General features: G+C 54.8%; 11 protein-coding genes and 2 pseudogenes. 3 read left to right on the forward strand and 10 right to left on the reverse strand.

All coding sequences use genetic code 11. The features are described from left to right. Positions 1 to 89 precede the first annotated feature (89 nt). From SD70_RS32985 to SD70_RS33000, 9 genes and pseudogenes are all read right to left on the reverse strand, one after another. Complete coding sequence (locus SD70_RS32985) at positions 90 to 368, reverse strand: hypothetical protein (protein WP_052487165.1); 279 nt, start codon at positions 366 to 368, stop codon at positions 90 to 92. Continuing rightward, positions 365 to 1,423: an ABC transporter substrate-binding protein gene (locus SD70_RS07980; RefSeq protein ID WP_052487166.1), complete on the reverse strand. Its 1,059-nt coding sequence runs from the start codon at positions 1,421 to 1,423 to the stop codon at positions 365 to 367. Before SD70_RS07980 ends, SD70_RS32985 begins: the two co-directional genes overlap by 4 nt. Positions 1,424 to 2,099: 676 nt before the next feature. Then, a complete protein-coding gene (locus SD70_RS07985) occupies positions 2,100 to 3,137 on the reverse strand; it encodes an N-acetylglucosamine-6-phosphate deacetylase (RefSeq protein WP_052487167.1) in 1,038 nt (345 codons plus the stop codon). Between the two features lie 153 nt (positions 3,138 to 3,290). Next, a pseudogene (gene ppdK, locus SD70_RS07990) lies at positions 3,291 to 5,971 on the reverse strand (pyruvate, phosphate dikinase). 241 nt (positions 5,972 to 6,212) lie between these two features. Continuing rightward, a complete protein-coding gene (locus tag SD70_RS07995) occupies positions 6,213 to 6,998 on the reverse strand; it encodes a phytanoyl-CoA dioxygenase family protein (protein WP_041047075.1) in 786 nt (261 codons plus the stop codon). A gap of 1 nt (position 6,999) precedes the next feature. Further along, the gene (locus SD70_RS32990) at positions 7,000 to 7,578 is read right to left on the reverse strand and encodes a hypothetical protein (protein WP_052487168.1); all 579 of its coding nucleotides are present in this window, start codon (positions 7,576 to 7,578) and stop codon (positions 7,000 to 7,002) included. 8 nt (positions 7,579 to 7,586) lie between these two features. After that, positions 7,587 to 8,351, reverse strand: coding sequence for a hypothetical protein (locus SD70_RS32995; RefSeq protein WP_052487169.1), 765 nt, complete (start codon positions 8,349 to 8,351; stop codon positions 7,587 to 7,589). Beyond that, complete coding sequence (locus SD70_RS36810) at positions 8,291 to 8,560, reverse strand: hypothetical protein (protein WP_197080962.1); 270 nt, start codon at positions 8,558 to 8,560, stop codon at positions 8,291 to 8,293. The genes SD70_RS32995 and SD70_RS36810 overlap by 61 nt, the downstream gene beginning before the upstream one ends. Continuing rightward, on the reverse strand, positions 8,553 to 8,969 hold the full coding sequence (locus SD70_RS33000; RefSeq protein ID WP_052487170.1) for a hypothetical protein: 417 nt from the start codon (positions 8,967 to 8,969) through the stop codon (positions 8,553 to 8,555). The genes SD70_RS36810 and SD70_RS33000 overlap by 8 nt, the downstream gene beginning before the upstream one ends. Positions 8,970 to 9,091: 122 nt before the next feature. On the opposite strand from SD70_RS33000, the gene SD70_RS08005 reads away from it, so the two are divergent. Then, positions 9,092 to 10,243, forward strand: a complete 1,152-nt coding sequence (locus tag SD70_RS08005; RefSeq protein ID WP_041047076.1) for a GntR family transcriptional regulator — start codon at positions 9,092 to 9,094, stop codon at positions 10,241 to 10,243. A 38-nt stretch (positions 10,244 to 10,281) separates the two neighbouring features. Here SD70_RS08005 and SD70_RS08010 read toward each other — a convergent pair whose 3' ends face one another. Next, complete coding sequence (locus tag SD70_RS08010; protein WP_041047077.1) at positions 10,282 to 13,305, reverse strand: alpha-mannosidase; 3,024 nt, start codon at positions 13,303 to 13,305, stop codon at positions 10,282 to 10,284. A gap of 274 nt (positions 13,306 to 13,579) precedes the next feature. On the opposite strand from SD70_RS08010, the gene SD70_RS37730 reads away from it, so the two are divergent. Both SD70_RS37730 and SD70_RS37735 read left to right on the forward strand, forming a co-directional pair. After that, positions 13,580 to 14,398, forward strand: a complete 819-nt coding sequence (locus SD70_RS37730; protein ID WP_052487171.1) for a GxGYxYP domain-containing protein — start codon at positions 13,580 to 13,582, stop codon at positions 14,396 to 14,398. Positions 14,399 to 14,418: 20 nt separating this feature from the next. Then, positions 14,419 to 15,129 (forward strand): annotated as a pseudogene (locus SD70_RS37735) (GxGYxYP domain-containing protein); the annotation flags it as partial.

A 15,129-nucleotide genomic window follows, 5' to 3' on the forward strand; every position in this document is an offset into this window, starting at 1 on the left:
CTATGCCGGAAAGCCTGCACTACTCTTTGCAAAAGCGGGCCCGTCCCTGCCTTGACTGCGGTCGGGCCCGCCCGCATTCGTCAAGCCGCTTAGTCGGCGTACTTGCCGGCTTTTTTCAAAATATCGTTCGTCTCTTTCGCCGCTTCGTCCAGGAACGCTTTGATCTTTTCCGGATTGTCGACCATCGACGGATCGGTATAGCCCTTGGTCGCGAGCCGGTCGGCGAACTTCGTCAAAATCTCGTCGAACTCGGGCATAGCCGGATACATTTGATAATCCTGTTTGGTAAAGAAGGCTTTATATTGAGGAAACTCTTTGTACAGATCCGCCAAATCCAGATCGCTGCGCGGAACGAGCCAGCCGCTCATGGAAATGAGCTGCTTGTGATTGTCCGGCTTGGTGATAAAGCGGATGAAATCCCACGCGGCGTCGGCCTTCGCTTTATCGGTGCTGCTACGTAGTAGTTGATCAGGCTGATGACGTTCGCCTTGAGCGGCGCCGCGTCGTAGTTCAGATCGGGCGCTTTTTTCTTCGTGTCCGGAATGACGTTCGATTCGCGGATGTAGAAGGCCGCCGCTTTCGTTTGGAACGCTTCCGTATCGTGCTTCACCTTCGGGTCGTCCGTTTTGTATTTGTGGACCATGTCGACGTACATTTGCAGCGTCGCTATGCCTTCGGGCGTGTTATAGTTGGCCTTGTACTTGCCAGGGGACACTTCCTTGACGATGCTGCCGCCCTTCTGCGCCAAAATGTTCCAGAATTTCTCTCCGACGCCGCTGCCGCCTCCGCTCAGGCGAAGGCTCATGCCTGCGCGCACCAGATTGCCGCTCGCATCTTTTTTCGCCAGCTTCTGTGCGTACTCCAGCAGATTGTCTGCGTTCGGCGGTTCTGTAAGGCCGGCTTCCTTGAGCATGTCTTTGTTGTAGTAAATCGCTCCCGCTCCCATGAAGGCGGGCACGCCGTACGTTTTGCCGCCAACTACGGTTGAATCGACGATGATTTTCTGATGAATGCCGGAATTGTTTTGCTTCGCAAGATCGTCGGGAGCTTGCGCCAGCATGTTTCCTTCGATATAGCGGATCGCCAGACTCGGGTTTAGCGGAAGTATATCCGCACCGCTCTTGGATGGAAGGGCGGCCGCTACTTTTTTCTCGTAATCGCGAAGCGGGAACGAGGAAACCTCGATCGAGACGTTCGGCTTCGTTTTTTTGAAATCTTCGGCCATTTTTTTGAAATACGGATCCAGTTCCGGCCACCCTGTCCAAATGGTCAAGCTGACAGGCTTGTCCGCCGCTTGCCCGCCGCCGGAAGCCGGCTGGACGCCTGCAGCGCCTTTGTCGGAGCCGCCGCCCGAACATGCGGTAAGCGCCCCGGAGATTGCGAAAATGCCAGTAAGACCAAGGACTAATTTTTTCATCGCCATTCCAATACCCCTCCTCATTTTTTCTTTCCGTTGCACAACCACATTTTGACTGCCCCGTCTGTCTCCATTGCGAATGGTTTGAGTTGTATGCCCACCTCGCTTACTGAAATTGATTTATTGAATCGGCCCGTTTTATTTGAACCGGTTCAAATTATGGATCGGAAAAGCCGAACGTATTTATATGTAATGTAAAGTAACATTAATTCGCTTATCAGTCAATAGATCTCCGGGAAATTGAAGCGTTCTCAAATAAATTGGGTTTTTTATGTTATGATTTATAACATAATGAAGAGGGGATTTTTCGAAAATGAGGCTTTCATGTCATGTTTGGTTGCGAAAATACTTTTCAGATTTCATTGCGCAAAAAAAGGATAGAAATATTTGAACCGTTTCAAAAAAAGTATAGCGCTTTCATTTTGCTTCGTCAATATCATGCAACAAAAAAACGACACGAATTTAGGCGGTTCAGCGAGCCCGGACGTTAGAACGCGGAAGGCGGCTTCCGCGTTCTAGCCGCTAGCCGTGCCGGGAGCCGAAAAGACAGTTTGACCGGACTTGATTACGGTCGCGATGCGAATGGTTCCCGTTTTCGGGTCCATCGTAAACGCCAGCAAGTCAGCCTTATGGTTGATTTGCACTTTTCCGAGCAGCGGTTCGCCGATTGCATGCGCAGGCGTTACGGTCGCCGCTTCAGCGCTTCGCCGATACCGACTGAAACAAAGCGCATATAATTTTGCACGCATTCCGCCAAAGATACGGCCGCTCCGGCGAGCATGGACGGATTCGCCGTCATTTGCAAGCGGCCTGAAGGAAGCAGCTCGACCTCGCCGCCGATATGCGTCCTGTAAATGCCGGGCTTCATGCCGGCCAGATGCGCCGCATCGCTGACAAGCAGGATATGATCATTTTTGGCCCGCGCCATCACTTTCACAACGCTCGGATGCAGGTGGTGGCCGTCAGCGATCAAGCTTGGAAGCAGGCGATCCTCGGCCAATTGCGACCATATATAATTCGGGTGCCTCGGAAGGTTCGGATGGGCCCCATTGCCCAGATGCGTACAGAGATTTGCCCCCGCCTCGGCCGCGGCCGCAATTTCATCGTGGCTGGCCGCCGTATGTCCGATACTGACCGCAATGCCTTCGCGGACAAGCCTCCTGATCATGTCAATGGCACCTTTGCGTTCCGGCGCAAGGGTCACCAGTCGGATACGGCCGCCGGCCGCTTCTTGCCAGGAAGCGAACTCTTCCCAGTCGGGATCTTTGATATGCCGAAGAGGGTGGGCCCCGCGCGGGCCATCCAGCCCGGACAAATACGGTCCTTCCAGATGAACGCCGACAACGCAGCTGGCGACAAGCGGATCTTGCTCGCACGCCAGACGAATGGCCGTCAAAGCGGAGCGAATTTGCTCGTCGCCTGCAGTAATGACCGTCGGACAAAACGAAGTGGTTCCTGCCTTCAACACTTCCCGCGTCATGTGGCAAACCGCATGAATCCGTTCCTCCATGGACGCGTTCGCCGCATTCAGATCGTGTCCGGCAAAGCCGTTTATTTGCAGATCGATCAAGCCCGGCGAGATCCATACCTGCTCCCCGTCATGCGGCGGCGGAGGAACCGGCGCGACCGAACTAATCCGATCGCCGGCGACGGTTACGCATACATACTCTCCGGTAGTTGCCAGTTTCCCATACAGTTCACGCACATTCGCTTCGACCACAATCACCCCATTTTGTACCGTAGATGCATTTCTTGAACCGGTTCAATTTCATTATTGCCAGTTCTCTTTGCAGTGTCAAACGAAATTTTTCCAATTTACTCGTTATAAAAGCCGGTACCGTATCCGGTACCAGCTTATTTGTGACATCGCACCTTAACCGATTCTGGCGAATGCTTGTTCCTGTACCGGCGAGTTCCCGAGCTCGATATACGCCTGCGCGGCGGCGATGCGTGCCAACGGGATTCGGTACGGCGAGCAGCTGACATAGTCCAATCCGATCCGATGGCAAAAGAAAATGGAATCTTTGTCGCCGCCGTGCTCTCCGCAAATGCCTGTCTTTAGCGCAGGCCTAACCGTTCTCCCCGCACTCGCCGCCAATTCGATAAGCTGGCCTACCCCCTCCGTATCAAGCACCTGGAACGGGTTATGCGCGAGCAGCTTTTTATCGATATAATGGGTCAGAAACTTGCCTTCCGCATCGTCGCGGCTGTATCCGAACGTCATTTGCGTCAAATCGTTCGTACCGAAGGAGAAAAATTCCGCATAGCCTGCGATTTGGCCGGCGGTGAGAGCGGCGCGAGGCACTTCGATCATGGTGCCGACTTTATACGGGCAGTCCCGCCTTTTCTCCCCCAGCACCTGATCTGCCACAAAGTCAATCAGCTCCCGAAGTATTTTCAATTCGTTGACATGCCCGACAAGAGGAACCATAATCTCGGGGATAACCGCAACTCCCCGGTCGATGCAAGCGGATGCGGCCCGGAATATCGCTTCGATTTGCATGTCGTAAATTTCCGGATAGACGATGCCAAGCCGGCAGCCGCGCTGTCCCAGCATCGGATTCGTCTCGTGCAGCATTTGAACTTTGCCGATCAGCGACCGCAGCTCCTCCTTCTCCGCTTCCGATCCGTCCTGTTCGTAGGTCAGCGCGGCAAGTCTTTGCTGCAGATCTTGCAGGTTCGGCAAAAACTCATGCAGCGGCGGATCGAGCAAACGAATAGTGACCGGCAATCCGTCCATCTCGGTAAAAATCGCTTCAAAATCCGACTGCTGCATCGGCAGCAGCTTATGAAGCGCCTGTTTTCGCTCTTCCGGATTGTCCGCGACGATCATTTGCTGCACGACGGGAAGCCTGTTCGGCGCGAAAAACATATGCTCCGTTCTGCACAGGCCAATCCCTTCCGCCCCTAATTGGCGCGCGACTCTGGCGTCATGCGGAGTATCGCCGTTCGCTCTGACTTTCAGCGTACGCACTTCGTCCGCCCACTGCAGCATCTGCACGAGCTCCTCCGTCATTTCGGCTTCCTGTAGCGGAACCGCGCCGACAATGACTCTTCCGGTAGCGCCGTCCAGCGTGAGCCAGTCACCTTCCGTTATCGTGCGGCTTCCTGCAACCATCCGCTTCTCTTCCGGCAAAATGCGAAGCTCTTCGCATCCGCATACGCACGGTTTCCCCATCCCTCTTGCAACTACGGCAGCGTGGCTGGTCATCCCTCCGCGGCTCGTCAGTATGCCTTCGCACACAAGCACGCCGTGGATATCCTCGGGAGTCGTTTCGGACCTTGCCAAAATCACCTTCTTCCCTTCGCGGCCCCATTCCGCAGCTGTATCCGGGTCGAACACGATTTGTCCGACGGCCGCTCCCGGAGAAGCCGGCAACCCCTTGGCCAGCACATCTTTTACGGACTTCTCGTCAATCCCTCTGTGCAGCAGCTGATCCAAATGCGAAACCTCGATTCTTTGCAGCGCCTCGTGCTTCGAAAGCAGCCCTTCTTTCACCAAATCGACCGCTATTTTCAGCGCTGCCTGGGCGTTGCGTTTGCCGTTTCGGGTTTGCAGCAAGTACAGTTTGTTTCTTTCCACAGTGAATTCGATGTCCTGCATATCCTTGTAGCGCTTCTCGAGCTGTTTCGCAGCTTGAAATAACTGATCATAAATTTCCGGCATCTCGTTTTGCAGTGCGGAGATGGACAACGGGGTTCTGACACCCGCCACCACATCCTCGCCTTGAGCATTCATTAAAAACTCTCCGAAGAACACATTGTGGCCGGAGGCGGATCTCTCGTAAACACGACTCCCGTTCCGCAATCGCTCCCCATATTGCCGAAAACCATACTTTGAATATTGACGGCAGTTCCCTGGTCATCGGGTATACGGTTGATTTTCCGGTATATTTGCGCTCTTGGATTGTTAAACGACTTAAACACTGCCTCTATGGCGAGCAATAGCTGCTCATGCACGTTTTGCGGAAATTCGCGTCCTGCTTCCAGCACCATGCACTTTTTATAGTCTTCTATTAAACGCATCCACCCTTCGCCGGTAACGTCTTGATCGTGGCTGACGGCTTCGCTCTTTTTCAACCGATTCAAAAGCAAGTCAAAATGAATCGGCTCGATGCCCAGAACGACATTCCCGAACATTTGCATCAGACGCCTGTAACAATCGTAGGCGAACCGGGGATCCCCGGTCAGCTCCGCCAGCCCTTTGGCCGTGGCATCGTTAAGCCCGAGATTGAGAATCGTATCCATCATGCCCGGCATCGAGCTTACAGAGCCGGACCGTACCGATACGAGAAGCGGCTGGGACGCATCCCCGAACTTTTGGCCCTTCGCTGTCTCTAGCTGGCCCATGGCTTTCGCAATTTGCACATGCAGTTGTTCCGAGATCCGGTTCCCTTGTTGAAAATAGTCCAGGCAGGCCTCCGTTGTAATCGTAAATCCCGGCGGCACCGGTAGGCCTGCGCGGGTCATTTCAGCCAAGTTCGCCCCTTTGCCGCCAAGCAGCGCCTTCATTTGGGCATTGCCTTCCTGAAACAAATACACCTGCTTTTGCATGGTCGTCATCGTGTTCTCCCCCTGCCTTATAAAAATAAGATTAATATGACCCATAATATACCATGCAGCGATATAATGTGCAATATTTAATTATTAATTGTGTATTTTATAATCATAATCGTGATATATGCGTCTTTTTCGAATGCAAAAAAGGAGGGGCCATCCGCCTCTCCTTACCTTTTTGCATCGCTTGCAGCAGCCGTCCGTTGCCGGACGGCCTGTCTACACTTCTACTTGTATGTTATTCAGACTCCAATTCAACAGGATACCCGGCTCCGAACGGCGCATCTGGCCTTTCGAACTGTCCCATCAAATAACGTCGGACCGGTGTCGTTCGTTCCAGGAAAGCCTTGTCGTTGTCGAAACGGTCCGAGCATCGTACCCATGGCGGACTGTAAATATAGTGCATCGTATAGCGGTCGTAATCGCCGTCATGCGCATAGGTGCGATGCCAGACGGCATTATGGAACAATAAGACCGATCCCGCTTCCGCGCAAATCACATGCCCGATCGGAACGTCATCGCCGGACTTTCTGACCGACTGCGGCAGCGGCGCCTGGCTTCTATGGCTGCCCGGGATCAGCTCCATATTTCCGGTACGGGGAACGGACTGGTCCGTCAACAGGAAGGAAGCCCGGAGCTGGATCAATGGGATCGGATAGCCCAGCTTGCTGAAATCGTATGCGCCGGAGCCGTCCTGGTGCCAGCTGCCGTTTCCGCCGAAAGCCGGTTGCTTCGTACACCATGCCGATTGGAGGATGAACCGGTCGCCGTAGAGCGCCCTAACCTTGGGCAGCACCGCCGGATGATCGATTAAACGCTCCAATGCAGGTTCCGTCTCGAAGCCTTTGCCCACTTGGGCCCAGCCCCTCGTCCCGGCAGCCTCATGCAGCCGGACGGATGCTTCCAGACAATCCTTCACTTCATCCGCGGTAAGTACGTTCGGGATTATGATGTAGCCCCATGCTTCAAACATGAACTTGTCGAGCTCCGTAAACGCCCCGGGGGTGGAAATCGGGTTCATCATCTCAGCTCTCCTCCTCTACCAAAATGTGCGTACCTTCGGGAACGCCATCATATCGGATGAGCAGCGTTCGGCTGCCGGGATCCCAGCTTCGCACCGTCACTTCCTTGCCGTCCGCTGTAACGCGGCCCGGCTCTTTCGCAAGCAGGAGCCGCGTACTGACCGTGATCCCTGCGGGTGCCTCGGATACGAACGCGAGACGTCCGTTCCCGGCCTTCTCGTCTCGAATGCGGGAAGAACTGACGGCCACCCCGGGCACCTTCGCCAATGCAGTAGTGGCGTAATGCAAATCATAAAGGAGGCTTGCCGCGCCCGGCAGGACGACCGGGTTCCGAACGATCGGCAGCGCCGCATCGAACAGATCGATATAGGTGCCGTCAACCGTAACAGGCTGGTCCGAAACCGATTCCGTCATAACGCGCGTCGCGACATACGGCCCTCTGCGGATCTGAAGCGCATGCTTCTCCCGATAATCGTCTTCTTCCCCCCGCCTTGCGAGAGCGCGGCGAACGGTGTCCCTGACCAGATTCGCACCGCGCTCGGACTCGGCGAGCCTGGCGGGATGGATAGAATGGACGATCACCCAGCAGCCTACGACCTGATAGTCCCCTTCTCCGGGGCGTCGCCCGAGCCCGATAGCTTCGAATAGATGTTCATCAGGCCGCTCGTAAGATTTAGCACCGCCATTCCACCATCCTTCACACGGTGAAACGGATCGCTGCCGTCGCCGATGTACACCAGAACGCCGCCCTCGCGAATCCACTGCGCCAATACTTGATGTAGACCGGCATGCTCCGGCTTCATAAATTCGTAGCTGAGCAGCAGCACGCGATAACCGTCCAGGTAGCCCGGGAAGTGAAGCAAATTGTCCAGCTGGACGGTACGTAGCGGTATGCCATGCTTAACGAGGGGCAAAGCCAATCCGTAAAATTCCGACCAATTGAGCTTCGCCTCCTGGCTGGCCGACAGCTTGCCGTCCACCGTTCCATCGTACTTGAAGCCTTCTTCTGCCCGCCCGGGATCGTAATCTCCGCGTTGGAACATCGCCGAATTGGCCAGAAGCAGGCCGATCCCGCCCGTCGCGTCTGCGGAAGGCAGCGCATCATGCCGGTGCATATCGCGGAGCGCGTGCATAACCGTCACCAGCTCCGTAGCGTAATCTGGCGGAATCGTTTCCTTTCCGTCTCCGTCTTCCTTCGGATAAGCCCCTTCGAATACGCGGTGCGGCCACGGGCAAATCTCGTATCTGCTTACATGCGGGTGCAGCAGCGAAGCAACAACCGTATCCCGATAATTCACTTTGTAGTCCGACCACGTATAGTTCGGGTTATCTTCGATCGGATCGTGTAAAACCACATATCCCGTCCGGTGCCGCGTACGAGTTCCTGCATGACGCCGTATTCGAGAAACGCCGTCTCGAACGTTCGCTCGGCCCGGACGCCTTGGTACACATTGCGCGTGCGCGACGTTCCCGTCCATATTTGCGCGATGAAACCGTCGCAGGCCGGCATATGGACAAGCAGCGCCTGCGGGCTCACGATACGCCATTGCGTATAATTAATCAAACTGTGCGTGGGCACATAGAACCGGACTGTGCGGCCGTAACGCACTTCGGCATATTCCTTCATCTGGGCGCACAATTTCCACATCGGTTGCCTGATACGCCTCAATAAACCGAACCGCCCGGGAAATTTCCCGGTTCATAATGTACACGCCCTTCTCCCGGTAAAGGGCCGGCTGGGCGAGCACGTCCTGGACGGCTTCCGAGACCGTCAAGTTGTCGAGGATGCTTTCGTAGAACCTGATGTTATAGTAGATTCCGCTGTTGGATTGAGTCAGTATTTTCTGATACGAATCCGACACATAGCGGATGATCAAATCGGACATCTGATTGAGGAAGTACTGGGTGAGACCGGCAATCGGAAGCAGGATCGTTACGAAGTAAACGAGCATCAGCTTAGTGTGAAGTTTCATATTAGGCCCCCTCCGCACCTATAGTATAAGAGTGCGGGTACGAACGTTGTTGATATTTGTCGCCAGGATAAGATATATTTAATATAATAAACTAGATAGCTACGAAACTGGGGGCGGCCAGGATGAGCGCGCACGATCGATCTCCTCTGTACATTCAGATCCAAAACTATTTCAAAGACTTGATCCTATCGGGGCGGCTCGCGGAAAACGACAAAATCCCCGCCGAGAAAGAGCTGCTGGAGCAATTTAACGTCAGCCGGATTACGATAGCGAACGCACTCGCCGAGCTGGCCCGGGACGGGTGGATTTACCGAATTCCGGGCAGAGGCAGCTTCGTGAAAGGAATCCCGGCAGCTTACGATGCGCCGAAGCCGAACGCGCCAAACACCGTCAGCACCGAGAACAAGGCCGGCGCCGCGCCTAAGATCGGGCTCGTCATTCCGCAGATCAGCGATTATTTCGCCATACGCTTGATGAAAGGAATCAGCGAAGTGCTTCGGGAAAGCAAATATCACGTTGCCGTCATGCTGACTTTCAATTCCAAACAACGGGAAACGGAAGCGATCCGGGAGTTGAAGCATCAAGCTGAAGGCTTGATTATATTTCCGGCAGACGCCGAAGTGTATAACGAAGAAATCATCGCGCTGAAAATGGAAAACTATCCTTTCGTGCTGGTCGATCGCAATTTGCCGGGGCTCGAGACGAATGTCGTTCGTTCCGACGGCGCCAAAGGTGCGATGCTAGCTGTCGACCATCTGTGGAGCTTGGGCCACCGCAACATCGCCGTCTGCACCGATTCCCCGCAGCCGACGGCATCCGTCGAAGAGCGGATCAACGGCTATATGGAAGCGCTCAAAATCAAAGGCGCCATGATTAATCCCGCGCTGCTGCTCAACGATTTTGACGTCGGCGCGGGCAAGATCGGTTCCGGGCATCCCTTGTACCGTTTTGTCAAGAGCCGCATGGCTTCGGCGTACATAACGCTCAACTCCAATCTGGGCGGCCGCATTTGGTCGATTGCCAATGATTTGGGCCTGCGGGTGCCGGAAGACGTCTCGATCGTTACGTTTGACGATCCGAGCCCGGGGCTTGAAGGACTCAGCTTTTTTACGCATCTGGATCAATCCGAATTCGACATGGGATTCAAAGCTGCGAGGCTGCTGCTCGATATGCTGGCCAATCCCCATTCGGCCCGAAAATACAGCAACATCGTGCTGGAACCCAAGCTGGTTGTCGGAAAAACTTCTGTCCCGCAGCAATTACAGCAAGGCTGACGTCCCGGATTCGGGGCGCCAGCCTTTTTTTGCGCCGGTTAAAGCACGACTTTCAGCGTCTTGATTTCAAACGCGCTAAAGGACATTTGCAGCTCCCCGCCCGACGCCTCCGCAACTTCATCCGCCGGCTCCTCGAGCAAATTGACCCATTCCAACCTGCTGTACGGAAAATGCAGCTTGAGACGCGCCTGCGATTTGCCGCCGGCCGTTTCGTAGAGGCGAATAATGAGGTCCTGGCTATCTTCGGCCCGCTTGACGGACTCGATCATGACATGAGAGCCGCCCAGCTCCATCAAGGCCGCTTGGGCCGCCCCCTTTCCGCCGCCGCCGCCGCGGTTCGCGGCTACCGCACGAAGGGGCACATTCAGCGCATAGCCTTCCTTGTACACGTTTCCGCTCACCCAATCGCCGCTGTGGGGCAGCAGCGCATATACAAATTCGTGCTCTCCCCGGTCCGCCTTCGGGTCCGGATAACCTGGGCTGCGAAGCAGATTGATGTCCAGTTCCCCGTCCGCCGCGCGGAAGCCATACTTGCCATCGTTCAGAAGCACCGCACCGTAAGCCGGCTCCGACAAATCGACATAGTGATGGGCGCAGATTTCGTCGCGGGCAAAATCCCACGATGTATTCCGGTGAACAGGCCGTTTGACGTAGCCGAACTGAATGTCGCAAATCGCCGTCTCCGACCGAATGTCAAGCGGGAAAGCGGCGCGAAGCATTTTGTTCGTCTCCTGCCAGTTCACTTTTGTCCGGAATTCGATGGTGCGGCTCCCGGCGGTGACAACAATCCGTTGTTCTATACGCGAAGCGCCGAACGCATACGTTTGCTCGATTACGGCCGCAGGGCCGTCCGTATATGCTTTCCACTCTGCCGGCAACAGCCGCGCGGACGCTCTCTCGCGGTAATCCGCCGGGAAGTCCCAGGCGTCTCCGCCTTGTTCGTTATAAAGAGTCAGCGCGTTTGCCGTCGCCCCGGCCGGCACGATTTCGCGGTCCGCCGTTTTGTCGCAGATGGAACAGATGGTGCCGTCGTCGCGCAATGTTACCCGCACAAGTTCGTTTTCCAAACCGCTGCGGTCGGCTCTCAGCAGACCGGGCTCTAAAGCCGCCGCCTCAGCCGCTTCTGCATCAACAAGCGCATAGCCCATGGGAGGAACGGTTGCCCGAATCCAGCTTTCCTCAATCCGAATCCATTCCGTCCTCTCCCACGGCAAAGAATTGAAAATGGCGTAAGGCTTCCGCATAGTTCCGGTATCGAGTCCGGACGCCAGCTTCGCATACCGTTCCCGAATAAGCCCCTCGGTCCTCGCGAGCAGCGTCTCGTACCTCGCCAGCGACTCGTCGTAGACCCGGGTAATCGACGAACCCGGCAAAATGTCATGAAACTGGTATAGCAGCACTTCCTTCCAAATCGTATCCAGTTCTTCCTTCGGATACGGAGCGCCGCCGTCCGACAGCAAATTCCAAACGGCGGCGAACTCCAATTCGCGCAGCGCTTTCTCCATTCGGCGGTTGAACTTCTTGTTCTTCGCCTGCGTAGTCAACGTTCCTTGGTGCTTTTCCAAATACAGCTCGCCCCGCCACGTCTTGTAGCGGCCTGCGCGCTCGTTCAATTTGTCCAGAAAATCAATCGACGGCTCCTGAAAGACAGGCGGCAGCCCAAGCAAATTCGTCTCCCGGCGCAGCCGCTCCAAATGCTCTTCGCCCGGGCCGCCGCCGCCATCGCCGATTCCGAACAGCATCAGGGCCCGGTCGGAGACGCTGCAGTCCTTATATTCGCGCTCGATTTTCGCCAAGGACCGCGGAGCCGCCGGCGAATTGTACGTATCTTCGGGAGGCAGATGGGTCAAAATTTTGCTGCCGTCGATGCCTTCCCAGAAAAAAGTATGGTGCGGATAATCGTTATACATGTTCCACGAAAGCTTTTGCGTCACCATGTAGCTGATGCCTGACTTAAGCAGCAGCTGAGGAAGGCTGGCGGTATACCCGAAAATATCCGGAACCCAGAGGGAACGAACCGTTTGCCCGAATTCCCGTTTATAAAATTGCTGACCGTAAACGATTTGGCGAATGAGAGCTTCGCCGCCGGATACGTTGGAATCGGGCTCGACCCACATCGCCCCTTGCAGCTCCCAGCGCCCTTCCGCGATGCGGGCTTTCACTTGCCCGTACAGCTTCGGATAGCGCTCTTTGATCCACTCGTAAAGCTGAGGCTGGCTGGCGCCGAACACGTACTCCGGATACCGCTCCATCATGCGCAAGGCGGTAGCGAAGGTGCGAGCCCCTTTGCGGATCGTTTCGCGGATCGGCCACAGCCAGGCGAGATCGATATGCGCATGTCCGACCGCACTGACTGTCAGCGTCGGGTCGCCGCCGCGTTTTGCCAGCTCCGGGGCCAGCCTGCGCCGTGCCGCCGCCGCGCTGTCATCGTTGATCTTGGCCAGCTGAAGCGAGGCGTCGTAAAGCGCCTGCATGATTTGCGCCCGCCTGGAGGAAGGCTCCGGAAGCTGCTCCGCCAGCTCCAGCAGCACTTCCACATCGTAATACAGCTTATGAATCTCCTCATGACAAATGGCGATATCGGCTTCTTTCAGCGTCCCGCCTCTGTACTTGCCGAACAGATCGTTGCACCCGGCGTCTCCCCAAAGCTCGACTTTCCCGCCGCGGGCGATGTGCTCCGTTACGGCGACGACCCGTTTGCCCGGCAGCCCGAGACTCGTATCGAACTCCGAATTGATATTCGTCAATCCTTGATAAGGGCTGCCTTCCTCATCCACAATGCAAACTTCGCCGTTCACGTCGATGAGCAGCACGACGTTTTGGCCGGCGGCCTCCTGCGGCACATCGCCACGAAAACGAAACCAGGCGCAATCCCATAGCTCCCCCCACCTGTCGCCGGGCTTCAACATTTTATGTACACCGCTTTGCCGCTGCGTATAAGGAACCGGTTCCGGGGTCACCCACGCCTCCACGGAAAGAGGGGCTATGACGGTGTAGATGCGCCTCTGGATCTCCCTTTTCATGGCATGCAGCGTTCCGGGCTTGATTGTTTCGTATGGCACTAGCAAGAACCTCCCAATGAGTAATTATATATTTAATATGTCATATATGATGTTCAATGTCTATCCAAAAATAGGATTGCCGTGCGACTCCGAATGCAGCTCTATTAATATGATCTTGCGGAATTGCAATATTTTATATTGACCATATTTGATATATTTAGTATTATTTTTATGCCTGGTATTTATTGTAAAGCGAGGAGGTCGATGCTTCCGCACATAAGTACCGCCAATACGATGGTTTTCCAAAATCCGAATGAAACGAGGTGTAATGACTATGTTTCGTAAAGCAACGAAAGCAACCGTAATCAGTATGGCACTCGCCTGTTTGCTCTCGTTATCGTCAAATGCATTAGCCTCCTCAGTTTCGAACGATGATGCTCATTCCGATTCCGTTGTCTGGCCTAAGCATCAACAGCTTCCCAGCTTCGCCAAAGTGAAGCGTTTGGACGTTGCCGATATTTACGACGCCCCCGGAGATATCAAGCTGCTTATGGCTACGCTCCAAGGTATCGTGAACCGCAAGGAACCGCGAATCTATTTACTGGAAAATCAGGAAGAAGGCAAGACGACCTGGCTGAACAATCTGGAAGTGCCTTACAGCATTCAGTCCGATTATTGGAGTCTGCTCAAGCAGTACATACACGAGGTCAAAGGAATCATCATTTACGATCCGAACGTGCAGGACTCCATCAATGTCGCCACCACTCTCGCAGGCCTCAAAGACGGTATAGTAGCAAGCCCCGAGCTAGCGGAAAAGTTGAAAGTCTCCCCATATAACCTGAAAGTGCTTGAAGACTTGCGCGGAAAATTCAAGGACCGGATGGACGCCTACACCTGGCAATACGAGCATCTCTGGAATCAGACGACACATCGTATGCTCATCGGGTTAAGTCCGAATACATCCGTAAAAATCCCTCCCGGGCTTCCTGCTTCTTTCAGCGTTATTGCACAAGAAACCGCGCAAATCAGAGACGCGAGCAACCGCAAAATTTACGACTTCGATTTGTCCTCCTTGCTGGGCAAAGAGGCCGTCTACGTTCGCTTTGACGACGCCTTCCCTCAAGACGGCTGGGCCCCGCCGTTCACGAAGTGACGGTAAAGGCGGACGGCGCGGTGGTCGCGCAATTCGTACCGGGTACTCCCCAGGAAGAGCCGTTCTTGTATGACAGCGATAGCTCCCAATTATCTTCGGGCAGCGGGGGGCATCGTTTTGCCGATAACAATCGTTATTTCGTATACAAATTTACGCCGCCCGCCGGCACGAAACAATTAACGGCTTCGATCGACATGTGGAACCAGTACAAAGTATCCGCCGGCAACGTTGCGCCGCCTTCTTCGGAACAAAAAGAACCGTACGGATACTTGCGGGATTATGCGGTCGCCAACAAAGCGATGGTGTTCTGGCTGGAATCGAACGTACCGGAGCAGAGAGCGCTGTTTGAGAAAATTTTATCCGAGACAGAGCCGGGTTCTCCTTATTTGGGATGGTTTAGCAACGACGTACAGGGAGAGTTCAGCTCCGTCGAAATTACTTCAAACCACAGCGTATATGTCCTGGCTGCGGATTGGTTCAGCAACATGACCGTGTTCTCCGGAACGAAGGCGAAGCCGGTCAAAGCGGCAAAAACCGCGGCCCCCAAGCTGGAAAATAAAATCTATGTCACGTACACGTTCAGCGAAGGCGACAATTTGCAGTATAACGAGCATCGGATGAGAATTTTATGGGACGATCCGAACCGCGGAAAAGTGCCGATCAACTGGACCTCCAGCCCGCTCTTATTGGACGCCGCCCCTGCCATTCTCAACTATTACCGGCAAACCGCT

Source organism: Gordoniibacillus kamchatkensis, from assembly GCF_000829455.1.
GTDB classification, from domain to species: Bacteria; Bacillota; Bacilli; order Paenibacillales; family NBRC-103111; genus Gordoniibacillus; species Gordoniibacillus kamchatkensis.

Excerpts from the sequence above, each read along its gene's own strand:
- SD70_RS37730 (WP_052487171.1), top strand. The coding sequence starts at position 13,580 with ATGTTTCGTAAAGCAACGAAAGCAACCGTAATCAGTATGGCACTCGCC.
- SD70_RS32985 (WP_052487165.1), bottom strand. The coding sequence starts at position 368 with ATGAGCGGCTGGCTCGTTCCGCGCAGCGATCTGGATTTGGCGGATCTG.
- SD70_RS33000 (WP_052487170.1), bottom strand. The coding sequence starts at position 8,969 with ATGAAACTTCACACTAAGCTGATGCTCGTTTACTTCGTAACGATCCTG.
- SD70_RS07995 (WP_041047075.1), bottom strand. The coding sequence starts at position 6,998 with ATGATGAACCCGATTTCCACCCCCGGGGCGTTTACGGAGCTCGACAAG.
- SD70_RS07980 (WP_052487166.1), bottom strand. The coding sequence starts at position 1,423 with ATGGCGATGAAAAAATTAGTCCTTGGTCTTACTGGCATTTTCGCAATC.
- SD70_RS08005 (WP_041047076.1), top strand. The coding sequence starts at position 9,092 with ATGAGCGCGCACGATCGATCTCCTCTGTACATTCAGATCCAAAACTAT.